At 66.5% G+C, this 15,712-nt stretch carries 11 protein-coding genes and 1 riboswitch; of the genes, 4 read left to right on the top strand and 7 right to left on the bottom strand.

What is annotated here, in order from left to right; genetic code table 11:
• Nucleotides 1-212: 212 nt before the first annotated feature.
• The 7 genes from JYG36_RS13245 to JYG36_RS13215 all read right to left on the bottom strand — a co-directional run bounded on the left by JYG36_RS13245 (nt 213) and on the right by JYG36_RS13215 (nt 12,340).
• Nucleotides 213-860, bottom strand: coding sequence for a SurA N-terminal domain-containing protein (locus tag JYG36_RS13245; RefSeq protein ID WP_123566611.1), 648 nt, complete (start codon nt 858-860; stop codon nt 213-215).
• Entirely contained in the window at nt 857-2,392 is a 1,536-nt protein-coding gene (locus JYG36_RS13240) for a cytochrome c/ABC transporter substrate-binding protein (RefSeq protein ID WP_213604331.1), read from the bottom strand. The genes JYG36_RS13245 and JYG36_RS13240 overlap by 4 nt, the downstream gene beginning before the upstream one ends.
• 3 nt (nt 2,393-2,395) lie before the next feature.
• Complete coding sequence (locus tag JYG36_RS13235) at nt 2,396-3,040, bottom strand: SCO family protein (protein WP_230090865.1); 645 nt, start codon at nt 3,038-3,040, stop codon at nt 2,396-2,398.
• Nucleotides 3,037-3,684 carry an SCO family protein gene (locus JYG36_RS13230; RefSeq protein WP_093382236.1) on the bottom strand — a complete coding sequence of 216 codons (648 nt, stop codon included), beginning with the start codon at nt 3,682-3,684 and terminating at the stop codon, nt 3,037-3,039. The genes JYG36_RS13235 and JYG36_RS13230 overlap by 4 nt, the downstream gene beginning before the upstream one ends.
• On the bottom strand, nt 3,681-5,660 hold the full coding sequence (locus tag JYG36_RS13225; protein ID WP_213604328.1) for a YncE family protein: 1,980 nt from the start codon (nt 5,658-5,660) through the stop codon (nt 3,681-3,683). The genes JYG36_RS13230 and JYG36_RS13225 overlap by 4 nt, the downstream gene beginning before the upstream one ends.
• A 14-nt stretch (nt 5,661-5,674) precedes the next feature.
• Nucleotides 5,675-11,554 (bottom strand): manganese-oxidizing multicopper oxidase MnxG, encoded by a 5,880-nt coding sequence (gene mnxG / locus JYG36_RS13220; RefSeq protein ID WP_213604326.1) that lies wholly within the window; start codon nt 11,552-11,554, stop codon nt 5,675-5,677.
• A 186-nt stretch (nt 11,555-11,740) separates the two neighbouring features.
• Entirely contained in the window at nt 11,741-12,340 is a 600-nt protein-coding gene (locus JYG36_RS13215) for a lytic transglycosylase domain-containing protein (RefSeq protein ID WP_195884251.1), read from the bottom strand.
• A 177-nt stretch (nt 12,341-12,517) separates the two neighbouring features.
• Between JYG36_RS13215 and gspG the strand changes: the two genes are divergently transcribed.
• The 4 genes from gspG (at nt 12,518) to JYG36_RS13195 (ending at nt 15,694) form a co-directional block, all read left to right on the top strand.
• Nucleotides 12,518-12,940 carry a type II secretion system major pseudopilin GspG gene (gene gspG / locus JYG36_RS13210; protein ID WP_045198278.1) on the top strand — a complete coding sequence of 141 codons (423 nt, stop codon included), beginning with the start codon at nt 12,518-12,520 and terminating at the stop codon, nt 12,938-12,940.
• 15 nt (nt 12,941-12,955) lie between these two features.
• Nucleotides 12,956-14,143 (top strand): type II secretion system F family protein, encoded by a 1,188-nt coding sequence (locus tag JYG36_RS13205; RefSeq protein WP_093382220.1) that lies wholly within the window; start codon nt 12,956-12,958, stop codon nt 14,141-14,143.
• A 38-nt stretch (nt 14,144-14,181) separates the two neighbouring features.
• Nucleotides 14,182-14,296: riboswitch (TPP riboswitch) on the top strand.
• Nucleotides 14,297-14,377: 81 nt separating this feature from the next.
• Nucleotides 14,378-15,025, top strand: coding sequence for a TenA family protein (locus JYG36_RS13200; protein WP_093382217.1), 648 nt, complete (start codon nt 14,378-14,380; stop codon nt 15,023-15,025).
• A 3-nt stretch (nt 15,026-15,028) separates the two neighbouring features.
• Entirely contained in the window at nt 15,029-15,694 is a 666-nt protein-coding gene (locus tag JYG36_RS13195) for a TenA family protein (RefSeq protein ID WP_213604324.1), read from the top strand.
• Nucleotides 15,695-15,712 lie beyond the last annotated feature (18 nt).

Genomic DNA, 15,712 nt, shown 5'->3' with positions numbered 1-15,712 from the left:
ATCGCTGGCCCGGTTTCCCGGCCCGGCACGAGTGCGGCCTTGTAGAGGCTTACGCATGCTTCGTGCCAGACGTGATACGGCGCAAATCAATGTGCTATGTCGTTGATTCTGTAAGCATAGACGCAAACGGGTGCTAGCCCCTTCCCCAATCCCGGGGGACAGATGGCGTTTTGCCCCTAGTGCTGCCCCCAATAGTGGGGGCGGCGCTGCGCTCAGTCGATACGCTGCAGTTGACCGCTGTCGCGCAAGCGTTGCAACAACGCCTGACGCGCCTGCGTCTGCAGTTGATCGATAAGAAGGGTTTTAGCCATTGCAAGTCCTTGCTCCCGTTGGACAGGGTCGCCCTGGCTTTGGTTCTGCCCACCCGCAAAGGTTTTCGCGTTGGCTTGATAGAACGCCGACACCTGCGCCGCGCTTGGCTCCGGCACGCGGCTGGCAGCCACGAACACCTGCTGCGCGGCCATCTCCTGACGGGTGTAAGCGGCAAAGCTCTGGGGGTCGAAACCGGCATCGGCCAGGCGCCGCTCGAACACTTCATTGCTGCCGAACGCCTGGCGCAGGTGGCCGATGCGCGCCTCGACCTCGGCATCACTGACCGCCACGCCCTGGCGCTGGGCCTCCTGCCACAGCAGCTCGCGGTCGATCAGGTCGTTCAGCGCCTGTTCACGCAGGCGCTTGTACACGCTGGGGTTGCGGATACTGGTCAGCGCCCTGCCCTGGTCCTCAAGATACTCGGCAAAATAGCGCTCCAGGCGCATCTGGCTGATCTCCACGCCGTTGACCCGCGCCGCCGGCGGCCCGTCCGCGGCGTGCAGCGATACAGCCAACAGGCACAGCAGCAACGGCATCAGGCGGTTCATGGCGACCTCGTCTCAAGGACACTCTGATAGGCGGCAACCGGATAGAACACCGGGCCGGGCATTTCAACGGTGACCACATGCGCACCGTTCAGGCCCTGGCGCCGGCCCGGGCCAAAGCCCAGGGCCGGGGTCAGGCCGGTGTGCACGTCGTGCAGGCCTTCGAGGGCCTGGGTGAGTTTCTCGCGGCTGGCATCACGCCCGGCGCGCTTGAGCGCTTCTTCAAGCAATTGCATGGCGCACCAGGTACTGACCTGCAACAAGCCTTGGCGGCCATCCAGGCCCTGGCGCTGGCGCAGCGCGGTGAGCGCCTCGCGGCCCTGGGCGGTCCAGTCGCTGGGGATGAACGGATAGGCCAGGAACACCCGCCGCGACCACGCCTGTGGTACCAGCAGCAGCTCGCTGGCGACCTGGCTTGAGGCGGCGAACAGGTAAGGCGTGCGCCCGGCCTGCTGCAAGGCGTCGGTCAGGCGGCTGAAACCCGAGGCCTTGCCGAGATAGAACAGCGCCTGCCCGGTCGGCGCCTGCTGCTCGAAGGCCTCGACCTTGACCTGGCTCCAGCCGCGCGCCAGCAAGGCCTCGCGCAAACTGGCCGCCAGCGCGGTCTGGTTGGCCTCGGCATAAACGATAGTCACCTGGGCCTGCTGCAACGACAGGCTGCCCTGGGCGTAGTCGGCCAGGCTCAGCAGCTGCTCACGCAGCCCGGGCAAGGGGTCGAACACCTGACGACTGCCGGCCAGCTGCGGGGCGGCGCCGATCAACGGCAGGCGCGCCTGCTCCAGGCGCTCGCCCAGCGTGGCATCAAGGGCTGGCGCCATCGGCGCGACCAGGGCGAATACCCGCTGCTGGTCGATCAGTTGCGCCAGCGCCTGCTCGGCACTGGCCTGGTCGGGGCCGGGATCGAGGTTGACCAGCTGCAAGCTGCGGCCATGAATGCCGCCCTGGCGGTTGATCTGCTCGATACGGTCGGCCAACACCGCCGCCACCACCCGCGCAGGCTGGGCCAGAGCGCCCTGGGTCGGCAGCAAGGTGCCCAGGCGCAGGGTCTGTTCCTCCAGCCCAGGATCGCGGTCATCGGCCAGGCGCTTGAGGTAGGCACTGAGGTCGCGCTGGTCGGCCATGCTCAGGACAAAGCGCGGCATCGCCGGGTCCAGGCGGTTGCCGGCCGGGTCGCGGCCCTCCTGAATGGCGCGGTCCAGGCTCGCCTCGGTGTAGACCGGATAGCGGCGGCCATTGACCTCGCGCATGCCCTGCCCGCCGGCCAGGCGCTGCCAGTTCAACGACGGCGGACGCACTCCGCCCTCGGCCCGGCCCAGGCCATCGTTGCCGTGGCAACTGGCACAGGGTACGACGCTGGCCGGCACCAGCATGTCGGCGGCGCCGACCCGCGCCGACACCTGGGCATCGCTGCTCGACAGGCCTTCGCGGTACAGGCGCTTACCGGCCTGCTCCTGCGGGCTGAGCTCGAGGGCGCTGGCCAGCGGGCTGACCAGCAGCACGCTCAGCAGCAGGCCGATAGCCAGGCGCGCGGCCATGGCTCAGCGCCCCGCCAAGGGTTGCGACAGCAGTTGCAGACGCTGGGCGATGGCTTGCGCCGGCGCGTCCGGGCGGATCTTGCTCCAGCGCTTGTTGGCCACGTCGCCGGCAATCAACTGGGTCGAATGCTGCTCGGGGCTTGGAATCAGGTGGCCCAGGCGCGCCAAGACTAGGTCCATCTGCGCCTTGTCACCGGTGAGGAACAGCCAGTTGGCGCTGTCCACCCCCTGTTTTTCAGCAAAGGCCTTGAGCACCGCCGGGGTGTCGTTCTGCGGGTCGCTGCTCAGGGAAATGAAGGTGACCTTGCTGGCTGCGTCTTCGCCCAGGGCTTCGCGCACCTCGCGCAACTTGCGGGTAATCAGCGGGCAGGCGTCATTGCAGTGGGTGAAGATCACATTGAGCAGCACCACGCGGTCTTTCAGGACGTCTTGGTAAAAGCGCAGGTTGCGACCGTTCTGGTCCTGCAGCACGGTGTCGGTGAAGTACGTGCGGGCGTCGCGGGTCCCGCCCTCGGCCGTCGCCGGGGTGGCGTTGGGCGGTGGTGCGCCATGGCCTTCATGGGCCAGGGCCACTGCGCTGAGGATCCACAGGCACAGCGCCAGGGCCAGCCAGTCGGTGCTGCGCATGCCACGGCTGACGGCGCTCATGGTTGCACCTCCTGGGCGATGGCGGTGTGCTTGGCGTGCACCCGGCGGGCGCTGAGGCGGTCGATCTCGCTGATCAGCAGCTGTGGGTCGGTAAAGCCGTAGTAACGCGTCCAGTGGCCGCTGTGGCCGTCACCGACGAGGATCAGCGGCGGGTGCTGGCCGAGGTCGGCGCTGAAGCTGCCCAGGCCCTTGAGGGTTTCGTTGATGGCATACGGGGTGCCGGTCAGCCAGCTCCAGCCCGGACCATTCTGGAACGCCTGGGCATAGCCGAGCAGGCGCTTGGGATCATCGCGCTGCGGGTCGACGCTGATCGACACCAGTTGTACCTCGGTGCCGACCCGGCCGCCCAGCTGCTTCTGCACCTTGGCCATGATCGAGGAAACCACCGGGCACACCGTGGTGCAACTGGTGTAGATAAAGCCCATGACCACCAGGTGATCGGCCACCAGGTCCTTTTCCAGGCGCACCGGCATGCCGTTCTGGTCGAGCAACGAGACATCGGCAAAGCGCACCGAGGTCTTTTCCTGGTGGGCGGCGGGCGCGCCATGGCCGCTGTGGTCGACACCGTTGTGGGCCTGGGCGATACCGCAACTGGCGGCGAGCAGGCAGAGGCTGAACAGTCTGCAGCGATCGAGCAGTTTCATTGCACACTCCTTGGTCCGGCGTCGGATGCTTGCTGTGCGCCGGCGGGCATTACCCGCAGGCTGGTGTAGTTGTTCTCGGCAAAGCGCTTGCCCAGCGACGGCGCCTGCACATGCAGGTACCAGGCGCCGGCTTCAAGTTGTTCCAGCGGCGCCTCGTAGATGCCCTCGCCCACTTCGCGGACCACGCTGGTCCGGGCCCGCGAGGTGGGCGCAAGGAAGTAGCGCAGGCTCAGGTCCTTGATCCCGGTGCGCGGCGTGCCGTTGCCCTCGCTGATGCGAAAGCGCGCAACCAGCGGCCGGCCCTGGTCGACCACCGAGGGGCCGATAAGAAACTCCACCCGTGGCGTTTGCCGGTGCGGGGCGCTGCTGGAGGCCGCCACTTCGGTGCTGAAGCAGTGAATGATCTGCGGCTGGTTGAGCAAAAAGGCGACATCGAAGGTACCGGCGGCCGGCAGCTTGATGGTCGAGCTGTACACCCCCGGCGCCACCTCGCGCAGGCTGCGGTCGATGACCAGTGCGGCGCGAGCGCTGTGGCCACGGTTGGCGTAGCCGGACATCGGCGCGTTCATGCCTTCGGCGTAGAAGTAGGTGGTGTTGTCCACCGGGTTGACCACAAACACCGAGTTCTCGTCGCGGGCCACGGTCAGGCCCTGGGCCAGCGGCAGGTCGCCGGCCTGACGCGGCGCCGCGGGCCCGGCTTCGAAGCCCTGGACGATCGGCTGGCGGCCTTCGCCGAGGCTGCTGAGGTTGATCATGCTGACCTTGGGCGAGGCCAGGCCGCGGACATAGGCATAGGCCTGGGTGAAGGTCAGCTGGTAGGGTTCGGCGGCCACCGGCAGGCTGTGGATCAGCCGGTCGCTGCTGGCATCGATGACCATGGCCTGGCTTTGCAGGGTGTTGAGGACGATGCCAAAGCGCCCGTCATTGCTGAAGCGCATCGGCCCCAGGCCCTGCTTGCCTTCGATCAGATGGCGCTGGGTGTGGCTGCGGGCATCGATGACGATGATGCTGCCGTCGCGCCCATCGGCCACATACACCGCCTGGGACAGCGGCGAATAAGCCACCGACAAGGGGTGCGAGCCGACCTTGAGGGTTTTTACCAGGCGCATCTCGCTGGCATCGATCACGCTCAGGGTGCCGCTGTCGCGGTTGCTGACAAAGGCGTAGCGCGAATCGCTGCTGAAGGCGATTTCGTGGTGGCCGGCGCCGGTGGCGAAGAACTTCAGGGTCTTGCGGCTGGGCACGTCGATCACTGTCACCCCGCTGCTCTCGGCGTCGCGGGCATTGTTGCCGACCCACAGCAGGCGCTGGTCGGGCTGCATGGCCAGGCGCAGCGGCTGCTTGCCGGCCGGCAGGTTGGCGACGCGCTGGAAGGTCTCGGTGTCGATCAGCGCCACTTCACCGCGCTCCGGCATCGACACGTAGACCTGTTTGTCATCCTTGCTCGCCACCCAGTCCATCGGCGTTCCCGGCAGTTCGATGCGTGCCAGGGTGCTGGTGACCCCGCCCACCGACACCGACGGATCAATCACCGTGAGGCTGGCGTCCTTGTTCAGCACCAGCAGGAAGTAGCTGTTCAAATCGAGCAAGGGCCGTGCGCCGATGCTGCTTTTGAGAAACAGCGCCACCCGTGCCTTGCAACTGGTGCTGCGGTCCTTGGCCGCTTCGCCGGTCAGCGCCGGGTCCAGCCAGGCGCCGGGGGATACCCCCGACAATGGCTGGCCGCTGTTCTGGTCGGTGATCTTGAAGCGCACATTGGCGAAGCTGCCTTCGGTCAAGGTCCCGCCGCTGCCCAGCGGCCGCGCCTCGAACTCGACGCTGACGCCGTCGCGGCTGAAGCTATGCAGGCCCTGGGGGTCACCTTCGACCTGCTCGCTGCGCGGGTCGCACCACAGGCTTTCGTAACTCACCCCCAGGCCGATCAGGGTCAGGCCCACCAGCAGGCCCAGGTACAGCGGTCGATTCTTATTGTTCATGACCTTCCCCTCACTCACTGTGCTGGCGGCGTGGCCGGTGGTGTTTCGTTGGTCACCCGCAGGATGCCCCACAACCCGGAGGCGTTGCCGTAGGCGGCGTAGTCGCGGAACAGGTAGTCACCCGGCACCGCGTTGCTGCCGCCGGCGCTGGGCAGCATGAAGCTGAAGTGCGCGGCCGGCAGCACGCTCTCCTGGGCGCCGATGTACATGGCCTGCGGGTTGTAGCCAAAGCGCACCGAACCGATACCGGGCTGGTACATCGGGTAGCCACCGGGGTCGGCCTTCTCCGGCTGGTAGGCGTGCAGAGGCCACAAGTGCCCGTCGAGCTGGTAGGTAATGCCGCGGCTGCCGCCGGTGGGCATCAGCACGTGGTTACGCAGCGGCTGGCCAGGCTTGGCCCAGAGCACCGGGGTTTGCGGATCGCCGCCGACCAGGGCGTTGCTGTAGGCCATGTGGGCGTTGGGCACGTCGGCCCAGCCATTGCCATCGGCATGGCCGAACGGCGCATCCGGGGCCAGGCCGAAGCGGAACCACAACGGCTCGGTCTTGTAGTTGATGGCCATGTTCGAGTTGTCCTTCGGATCGCCCGGCACGCCATTGCCTTCAGTGGCAATGCCCTCCACCGGCCGGCCATCGGCCCAACGCATGTTCAGCGAGCGCTGCCACAAAGTGACGAAGTCGCGGAACGCGGTTTGCCCCGGCACCTGTACCGTGGCCGAGGCGCGGCTGGCGCTGTCTTCACTCCAGGTAGCGCCCAGCGGCAGGATGCTCATGGCGCCGATCAGGCCCTTTTGCCCCTGCTTGATGACATCGGCCGGGGTAATGTTCAGGCCGCCGAACTCGATAGCGGTGGTGTTGATGTTGTCCACCGCACGGCCCATCTGCAGCACCGGCTTGCCTTCACGCTCCAGGTGTCCGGCGTAGTACTGGTAGACCTTGCTCGGGTAGGCGCCGCTGTTGCCGGCCCGTGGCGGCACGGTCTGCACCGGGTTCTGGCCGACGTTGGCGCCGTCCGACTTGGTGATGTCGTAGGCCAGCAACTGGGCATGCAGGCCGACATGGCTGGAGGGCCGCATGAGGTTGTTGTTGAAGGCGGTGGAGCCTTCACTGCCATTGCGGTCGCGCTTGACCACGTTCTGCATCACGGCGGTACTCGGCAGGTCGGGCATTACCTGCGGCAGGCGGTTTTCCAGGGTGACCTTCAGGCACTCACCGGCAGCGGCGCGCAGCACCAGCGGCTCGATCGGCACACCGGGCTTGAGCTTGCCGGTGCCCGGGTCGAGGTCGGCCTTGCGCACATAGAGGATTGCCGTCGGGTCGTGCAGCGGGCCGCTGTGGCCGCCGATGGTGAAGGTCTCGCCATCTTCGGGGTCGGTCACCGTCACCTGCGGGATGCTGGTGCGTCGGCTGTTGTACACCAGAGTGCCGCCGTTGGCCTTGAGCGGGCCGCCGACGTGCTGGCCGGCGCCGGCCGGGTCGGTGATGCTCACACCCAGCGAGTTGCCGAGGATATCGTTGGCCAGGGCGGCGACGACTTCATAGCTGCGCTGCACCGTTGGCCGGGTGCCGATGCCATTGGTGTTGGCGGTAAAGCGCGGGCAGATGCCGTCAAACGCCACGGTATTGCGCGCCGCCATCGGCAACGGGTTGTTGGGCAGGGCAAACAGGTCGTTGCGGCTGTTGCTGTAGTTGCGCATAACGCCCCAGATGCCATTCCAGTAGCCTTCGTGGGCGGCGTCCAGCGAATACAGGTAGTCACCGTTGGGCGCCGACGCGCTGGAGATCATCGACACCGGTGCCATGAAGCCCAGTTGCTCGGAGATCCCGACCATCTGCGAGGCCTTCCAGCCGGAGTTCGAGCTGTTGCCGAAGCCCGAGCCGTTCTGCAGCCATTTGACGCCATGCAGGGTCACGTTGTGTTCCTCTTCATGGCCACCGGCATGCATGCGCAGGCGCACGTTGTCGCCAGAGTAGGTGCGCAGCATCGGCGTGAACGGGTCGCCCGGCTCGGCCCCGGCGGCGTTGATGTGCGGCGGGAACAAGGTGGTGCCACCGGTTGGCCCCACAGCCGAGGTAACAGCCGCCGGCGACAGGTTCATCGCCGGGATGGCGCGGTCGGTGCGGCTCTGCATGGCATAGGCGAGATCGCCGGCCAGGCCGTCGGCCTGCATGCCGCGCTTGCCGTCGGGGGCGACCTTGTTGGGGTCGTAGACACGCAGGGCCAGCGGCTCGTTGCGGTAGTTGACGACGAACATCCCCGGGTCATCCACCGAGATTGCCTGCGGGCAAGGCCGGCTCGGGCAGCCCGGGTTGAGCCCGCCGCGCGACTCGACCACCGATTCCAGCAGGTTCGAAGCCTTCTGCCGCACCGGCGGGTTGATCGCATAGCGGAAGCTGTCGGCGCTGGCCGGGTAAGCCTGGGCATTGGGGATGCCGTCCGGGCCGGCACCCACGTAAACACCGGCCTCATAGGCATGCTGGAAGTCGCTGTACTCGAGGAAGAACTCGCGGTAGCTGTCGTTGCGCCCGTCACCATCGAGGTCGCCGGTTTTCACCACCGCCTGCCACGAGGTCGGCCCGCCGTCTTCGCGCAGGGCACTGTTGTACAGCAGCTCGCCGGTTTCGGCGTGGTACCAGGTAGAGCCGGCAGGCTCGGCCAGCACGGTGGCGTACAGGCCCAGTTGCTGGTGGGTCGATGGGCCGAGGTGGTCGTGGGTAAAGATGGTGCCCAGGCCACGGTCGACGTTATGCACGTTGACCACCGGGTCGACGAACCAGCGCTGCATGGCCGTGCGTGCGCCCAGCCAGTCGGCGCGCCCGTAGCGGCCGAAGAACGGGTGCGCCTTGGCCACCGGGCACTCGGCCGTGCCTTCGCGCGGGTCGCCGGCGCGGCACTCGTTGAACTCGCGAATCGCGTGGATACGCTCGACCACGGTGCCAGGGGAAAGGATACCGTCCTCGTAGTTCCAGCCGTTGGCCGAACCATCGGCGGCGGTCAGGTCCCATTTGGGCAGGTGGATGTGCTGGCCGATAACGTCGGTTGGCGTACGCACCTGGTAGTCGTCCATTTCATAGTACGAGGGGATCAGGTTGGTGTGCTGGTACATCACGCAGTCGAAGGTGTTCATGCGCATCACCAGCGGCTCCGGCGGGCGCTGCTTGTTGATCACCGCCCAGGCGTCTTCCCAGAGGCTGATGATCCGCGCCTGCGGAAAGTGGTAGCCGACCTTGTTGTACACCGCGTCGAACTGGATGTTGGCGCCCTTGTAGATGCGCGGGCGGTCGGCGGTGAAAGTCGAGCTGCCGGTAAAGCTCATGCCGTCCAGGCGCTCGCCGCTGTTGAACTCACCGGCGCCGGACAGTTGGGTCAGGCGCTTGGCGCGATCATCCATGCACGGCTCGTAGTACGGCGCGCCGGCGGTAGGTGCGGCGCCGTTGGTGCGAAAGTTGCGCGCCACGGTCTGCTTGCCAGGCAGCACGGCATAGCTTGGGTGCTCCAGTTTGGAATGGAAGCTCATCGCCGCCTGTTCGACGTCGGTACCCTCCTCGGGCAAAAACACCGCCTTGGCCTTGGTGATCGCCTTGGTGAAGTCCAGCGCAGTGGTGGTCACCAGCGCCTCGCCGCCGGCCGACAGGCCGTCCAGGGCATGGCGTGGCAGGCCGCCGTCCCAGCCACCGACCTGGGCCGGGTCGAGGTTGGCCCACAGGGCGTTGCCGGAGTTTTTCAACTGTTGCGCCTTGGCCGGGTCGAGCATGTCCAGCGGCGGGGTTGGCGGGCGCTGGCCGACGGTGTTTTCCATGCCGCCGATCCAGAACGGGAAGCCCGGGTTCTTCAGGCTGCCGTCGGCGTTGCGGTTGGCCTCGCTGCGATCGACCAGGGCCAGCGAGCCGACTGCGCGCGGCGCGGCGTCGTCATGGCCAGCGTCATCATCGCCCTCTTCTTGCTCATCGTCGTCATGGTTTGCGGCAACCAGGGTTTGCGCCAGCTTGGGAATCACCGCAACCTTGCCGGGCATCGGCGCCATGGCCTTGCCGGGCAACGGCACGATGGCCGGGATTGGCGTACCGGCGACGATCTCGCCGTCCGGCAAGGCCCGGGCGCCCGCGGCCGGCTTGCCGCTGCGCAAGGCGAACGGCACGCTGTGATAGCCGTTTTCGCTCTGCCCGGAGACTTCCAGGCGGGTGCCTTCTTCGAACACATCGTGGACCCGCCACATGCTCCACATACCCTGGGCAAAGTGCGGGTAGAAGTGGCAGTGATAGATCGCATCGCCGGCCACGCGGTTACGGTTGCCCGAGCCGCCGTTGGCGATTTCGTAGGTGTAGCCGACACCCGGGCCGATGCCCTGGGCGTCGACATAGTCGGAGTTGTCGTCATTGGGGTTGAACAGCCACTGGTGGCCGTGCAGGTGAAAGATGTGCTGCTCGTGGCCGTTGTGGGTGTTGCGGAACTTGACCATGTCACCGATGTAGCTGTGGTTGACGTTGGCCGGTTCCGCCGGGTACAGGGCCATGGTCGCCTTGACCCCGACCTGCTCGGCGCTCGGGGTCTGGCCCGGGCGGATGTTCTCCAGGCCGACGTTAGCCGGTACGTCCACCAGCATCGCCACGTCGCCGACGGTGTGCGAACTCAAGAAGAACTCTTCATAGGCGCATGACAGGCAGTCATGCATCGGCCCCACGCCCAGGCGGTTGGCCACAACCTCGGCGCCCATGCCGCCGGAGCCATAGTTGATCATGAACGAGTCGCGGGTCGGCTCCAGCACATGGCCCATTACCGGGTCTGCCCAGTAACCGGGGAAGGCCTGGGTCGAGGCGGCTTCGTCGGTGAACTGCGCGGCGAAATCACGGAACGGCTCCAGGCGGTTGGGGATCGCCGGGTTGCGTTTGCCGATGCTTTCCAGCGGGTAGGTCGAGGCCGGGAAACTGCCATCGGCGTTGGGGCCCATGACAATTGCGTCGGATTCGCTGGAGATGATCTCGTTGCCATCGGTCATGGCAATGATCGGCGAACCGGCCTTGCCTTCGCGGATCCACGGCTCCTGCTGCGGGTAGCGCGCCTGGTAGTCGACGATCGGCTGGCCGGTGGGGGTGCGGCCGCTGCTGCTCAGGCGCATCTCTTCTTCGGTCAGGGTATTACGGAAGGTACGCCCACCTTTGGGCACCACCACCACCTGGCCGAACAGGCCATTGGCGACGTTGCCGGCACCGCCCTCGCCGCCAAAGGTCGCGCCCTGGCTGGTGGCGGCAAACGCGCCTTCACGCTCGGCGTAAAGGGTGTAGGAACGGCTGGCGCCGGGGGCGATCAGGAAGTTGCCGTTGCGCCCGGTATTGGCGGCGATGTCACCGATACTGTTGACCGCCTGCATGCCGTTGACCTGAAAACCGACATGACGGTCGCTGACCTGCTCGTCGGCGACAAAATGCTCGCCGCCCTGCTCGTTGCCCTCGCCGGCTTCGTTCTCAGCGCCTTCGTTTTCCTCGCCTTCGACCTCGTTCTCTTGCTCGTGGTCGATGCCGTGCTTGTTCGGGTTGGCCTGGTAGGCCAGCAGGTTTTGCAGGTTGATGGTCAGGCAGTCGCCCGCCGCCACCCGCAGCACGATCGGCCGCGGGCGTTTGTCCGGGCGCAGGCTGACCTTGCCCGGTACCGCGGCGCCGCCAGTGGCCAGCGACACCTGGTGCTCGTCGACCACGTCGCGGCGCAGGGCGAACATCATGCCGTTGGCGTTCTGCGCACCGAGGCGGTTGAACATCAGTGGCTGATCGAGCGCCACCACATTGGCCACCAGGTTGCGCTCGCAGCGCACGGCAGCTTCGCTGAGCGGTTGCCAGGCAAGGCTGGCGGCCGCAAGCAGCAGTGAAGTCAGGACTGAGCCTTTGATTGGAGTCATCATGGCGTGCCTCGGTGGTGCAAGGGGACTCTGGAGGGGCCGGAGCAAGGCCCATGCCAAATTTTTTATTGTTGTTTTTCAGTAGCTTATAAAGCTGAATGAATCTTGATTGGGGGTGATTCCCCGGTATTCCCCACTAATCGGGGGTTGCCTCATCGCGGGGCAAGCCCGCTCCCACAGGTTTTGCGACTACAACGGCGCATCCACCGCCAGGCCCTGCAGCCGCCGGTACTGGCGCAGCACCTTGGGCACGTAGCGCTGGGTTTCGGCAAACGGCGGTACTACCCGACCGCGACGCAGCACCGCATCTGGCCCGGCGTTGTAGGCGGCCACGGCCAGGGTGATGTCGTTGTCGAACAGGGTCAGCATGCGCTTGAGGTAGCGCGCCCCGCCCTGCACGTTGGCGGCCGGGTCGAGGACATTCTTCACGCCCATTTCCTTGGCGGTGTCGGGCATCAGCTGCATCAGCCCGGCCGCGCCGCTGGTCGAGCGGGCGTTGGGGTCGTAGCGCGATTCGGCCTGGATCACTGCGTGCAGCAAGGCCGCCGGCAGGTCGTTGGCCTGCGCCGCTGCCGCCACCACTTCGGCGTAGGGCATGCCGGTGATCAGTTGCGGGCCGTTGCTGGCCAGGCTCACGGCCTCGCTGATGACCCGCTGGTAGGTTCGCCCCGGCCGGTGGACGTTGCTCAACACATAACTGCCATCGGCCTTGATCGAGATGTACACATCGGCCTGAGCCGGATTGCCTGTGGCCAGCCAGGCCAGGATTGCCGCAGTGAGCCAGCGCATCGTGCCACCCTCCCCGTTGCGTCCCCCAGAAAGTGGGGCATATGCCCCGATTGCCAGGGCGTTACCCTTCTGACGCAAGCACTGTGCCGCCTTGCCAGGCCCGTGCGGCAAAGGCCCGGCGCAGACGCGCACGGCAATTGCATAAGACCTTGCAGCGCACCTGTGGAGGGCCTGGCTATGAACAACAACCATCGCGCGCAACGCGGCTTCACCCTGCTCGAACTGCTGGTAGTCCTGGTAGTGCTGGGCCTCTTGGCCGGCATCGTTGCCCCCAAGTACTTCAGCCAGTTGGGGCGCTCGGAGGCCAAGGTCGCCCGGGCGCAGATCGAAGGCCTGAGCAAGGCCCTGGACCTGTACCGGCTGGAAGTGGGGCATTACCCCAATTCCGAGCAAGGCCTGCAGGCACTGGTGGCGGCACCCAGCGACGAAACCCGCTGGTCGGGCCCGTACCTGCAGAAAAAGGTCCCGCAAGACCCCTGGGGGCGTAACTACATCTACCGCCAGCCCGGTGAAAACGGTGAGTACGACCTGCTGTCGATGGGCAAGGACGGCCAGCCCGGCGGCGATGGCGAAAATGCCGAGATCACCAGTTGGCAATAACCGGAGGGCTTGCGCATGCGCTATGAACTCAAGGCCCTGGGCAAGGCCGGGGTGGTCTTGCTCCAGGTCGACGCCCAGGACCCGGGCCAGGCCCGCGAGCAGGTCGAGCAGCAAGGCTTGCGGGTGGTCAGCGTGCGCAGTTGCCAGCGCCTGGCCGGTCTGCGCTGGCGGCGTGGCGAGGTGTTCAACCTGGTGCTGTTCAGCCAGGAGCTGACCACCCTGCTCAATGCTGGCCTGCCGCTGATCGACGCCCTCGAGAGCCTGGCCGAAAAAGAGACCGCGCCCCAGGCACGCAAGACCCTCGGCGAACTGGTGCGCCTGCTGTATGAAGGCAAGTCGTTCTCCCAGGCCCTGGCGCAGTTGCCCAGCGTGTTCCCGCCGCTGTACGTGGCGCTGGTGCAATCGAGCGAGAAGACCGGCGCCCTGGGCGATGCCCTCGGCCGCTATGTTGCCTACCGCCAGCGCATGGACGAAGTGCGCCAGAAGATCATCAGCGCCTCGATCTACCCGCTGCTGCTGTTGCTGGTCGGCGGCGGCGTGGTGCTGTTTCTGCTCGGCTATGTGGTACCGCGTTTCAGTCTGGTGTTCGAAGGCCTGGGCACCGAGCTGCCGTGGATGTCGCGCTGGCTGATGCAGGCCGGGATGTTCCTGCACGCGCATCAGCTGGCCATGGCCAGCAGCTTTGGGCTACTCATGGCGCTGCTGTTCATGCTGCGTCGCGAGCCGCGGGTGCGGCGCTGGCTGAACCGCCAGCTGGAACGCCTGCCGGCCCTGCACAAACGCCTGGTGATGTATGAGCTGGCGCGGTTCTACCGCTCGCTGGGGATCCTCCTGCAGGGCGGCATCCCGATTCTCACCGCCATGGCCATGGCCCGCGGCCTGCTCGGCGCGGCCAGTGGCCTGCGGCTGGAGCAGGCCTGTGAACGGGTCAAGGAAGGCCAGTCGCTGTCGGCGGCGCTGGAGGCCGGGCACCTGGTGACGCCAGTGTCGTTGCGCCTGCTGCGCGCTGGCGAGCAGTCGGGCAACCTCGGGCAGATGATGGAGCGCAGCGCCGACTTCTACGACGAGGAGATCAGCCGCTGGATCGAGTGGTTCGTGCGCCTGTTCGAGCCGCTGCTGATGACCTTCATCGGCCTGCTGATCGGCCTGATCGTGATCCTCATGTACATGCCGATCTTCGAGTTGGCCTCGAGCATCCACTAGCGCAACGCGTGACAATCCAGGGCCCTTGCTGTATAGATTCGGCCACCAAGGGGAGCCCGGCAACGGGCTGAGAAACCGCTGGCATGTGCAGCGCGGTGACCCTTCGAACCTGATCCGGATCATGCCGGCGAAGGGATGGGTATTGTGCACCTGCCTTTTTGCCGGCCTCACTGCGGGGCCGACCATGCCAGACATCACCGGCCCCGCTGTCGTCACGATAAAAAGGACAACAGCATGACCGCGCGCTTCACCGACAGCCTTCGCCAGCAAAGCGAGCCGAGCTGGACCCAGTGCATCGAACACCGCTTCGTCAATGAGCTGCTCGACGGCAGCCTGGCCGACCCTGTGCTGGTCAACTACCTGATCCAGGATCACCGTTTCATCGATGCGTTCCTGACCCTGCTCGGCGCCGCCATCGCCAGCGCCGATACCTTCGAGGCGCGGATTCGCCTGGGGCGCTTTACCGGGGTGATCGCCGGTGAAGAGAACACCTACTTCCTGCGCGCTTTCGAAGCCCTGGGCGTCAGCGAGGCGCAGCGCCTTGAGGCACCGGACTCAGCGCCGACCGCAGGCTTCAAGGCGATCATGCGCGAAGCCGCGGCCACCCGCTCCTACGCCGCCGCCCTGGCGGTGCTCAACGTCGCCGAGGGCCTGTACCTGGACTGGGCGCTGCGGGCCAACAAGCAACTGCCGCCGCGCTTCGAGCACGCCGAGTGGATCACCCTGCACGACAACCCGGCGTTCCAGGACTTTGTCGCCTTTCTGCGCGCCGAGCTGGACCGCGTCGGGCCTGCACACGCACAGGTCAGCCGCGACTTCTTCCTGCGCAGCGTGGCGCTGGAACAGGCGTTTTTCGACGCCGCCTACGACATTGAGGGCTAAGCCATGGATATCTTCGAGCGCCTGAAACAGGCCGCCAGCGCCGACTGGCACAGCTACGTCGAGCACGACTTCGTTCGCCAGATGGGCGCCGCCACCCTGGCGCAACCGGCGTTTCGCAAGTACCTGGTGCAGGACTACCTGTTCTTGATCCAGTTCGCCCGCTCCTGGGCCCTGGCCGCCTACAAGAGCCGCACCCTCAGCGACATCCGCGCCGCCCAGGCGGGGCTGGCGGCGATTCTCGACGAAACCGAGCTGCACGTGCGCCTGTGCGAGCGTTGGGGGCTGTCGGCCGACGACCTCGCGGCGACACCGGAGCACCAGGCCACTGTCGCCTACACCCGCTTCGTGCTGGACTGCGGCGCCGCCGGCGACCTGCTGGACCTGCACGTGGCCCTGGCGCCGTGCGTGATCGGCTACGCCGAAATCGGCCGCAACCTGACCCCCGACGGCGTTCAGGCACTGGGCGATCATCCTTACCGCGAGTGGATTGGCGAATACGCAGGCGCCGGCTACCAGGGCGTGGCCACGGCTGCCCGCGCGCACCTGGATGACCTGGCCGCGCGAACCATGACCGAGCGCCGCTTCGAGGAACTGGTCAAGGTCTTCGCCCAGGCCTCGCGGCTGGAAGCCGACTTCTGGCAGATGGGGCTGGATGCGGCTGGACAGTAAGGGTTAAAGATTCCACAG

Source organism: Pseudomonas sp. SORT22 (assembly GCF_018417635.1).
GTDB lineage: Bacteria > Pseudomonadota > Gammaproteobacteria > Pseudomonadales > Pseudomonadaceae > Aquipseudomonas.
The sequence above is the reverse complement of the archived record's forward strand: the minus strand, read 5'-3'. Positions and strand labels throughout refer to the sequence as shown.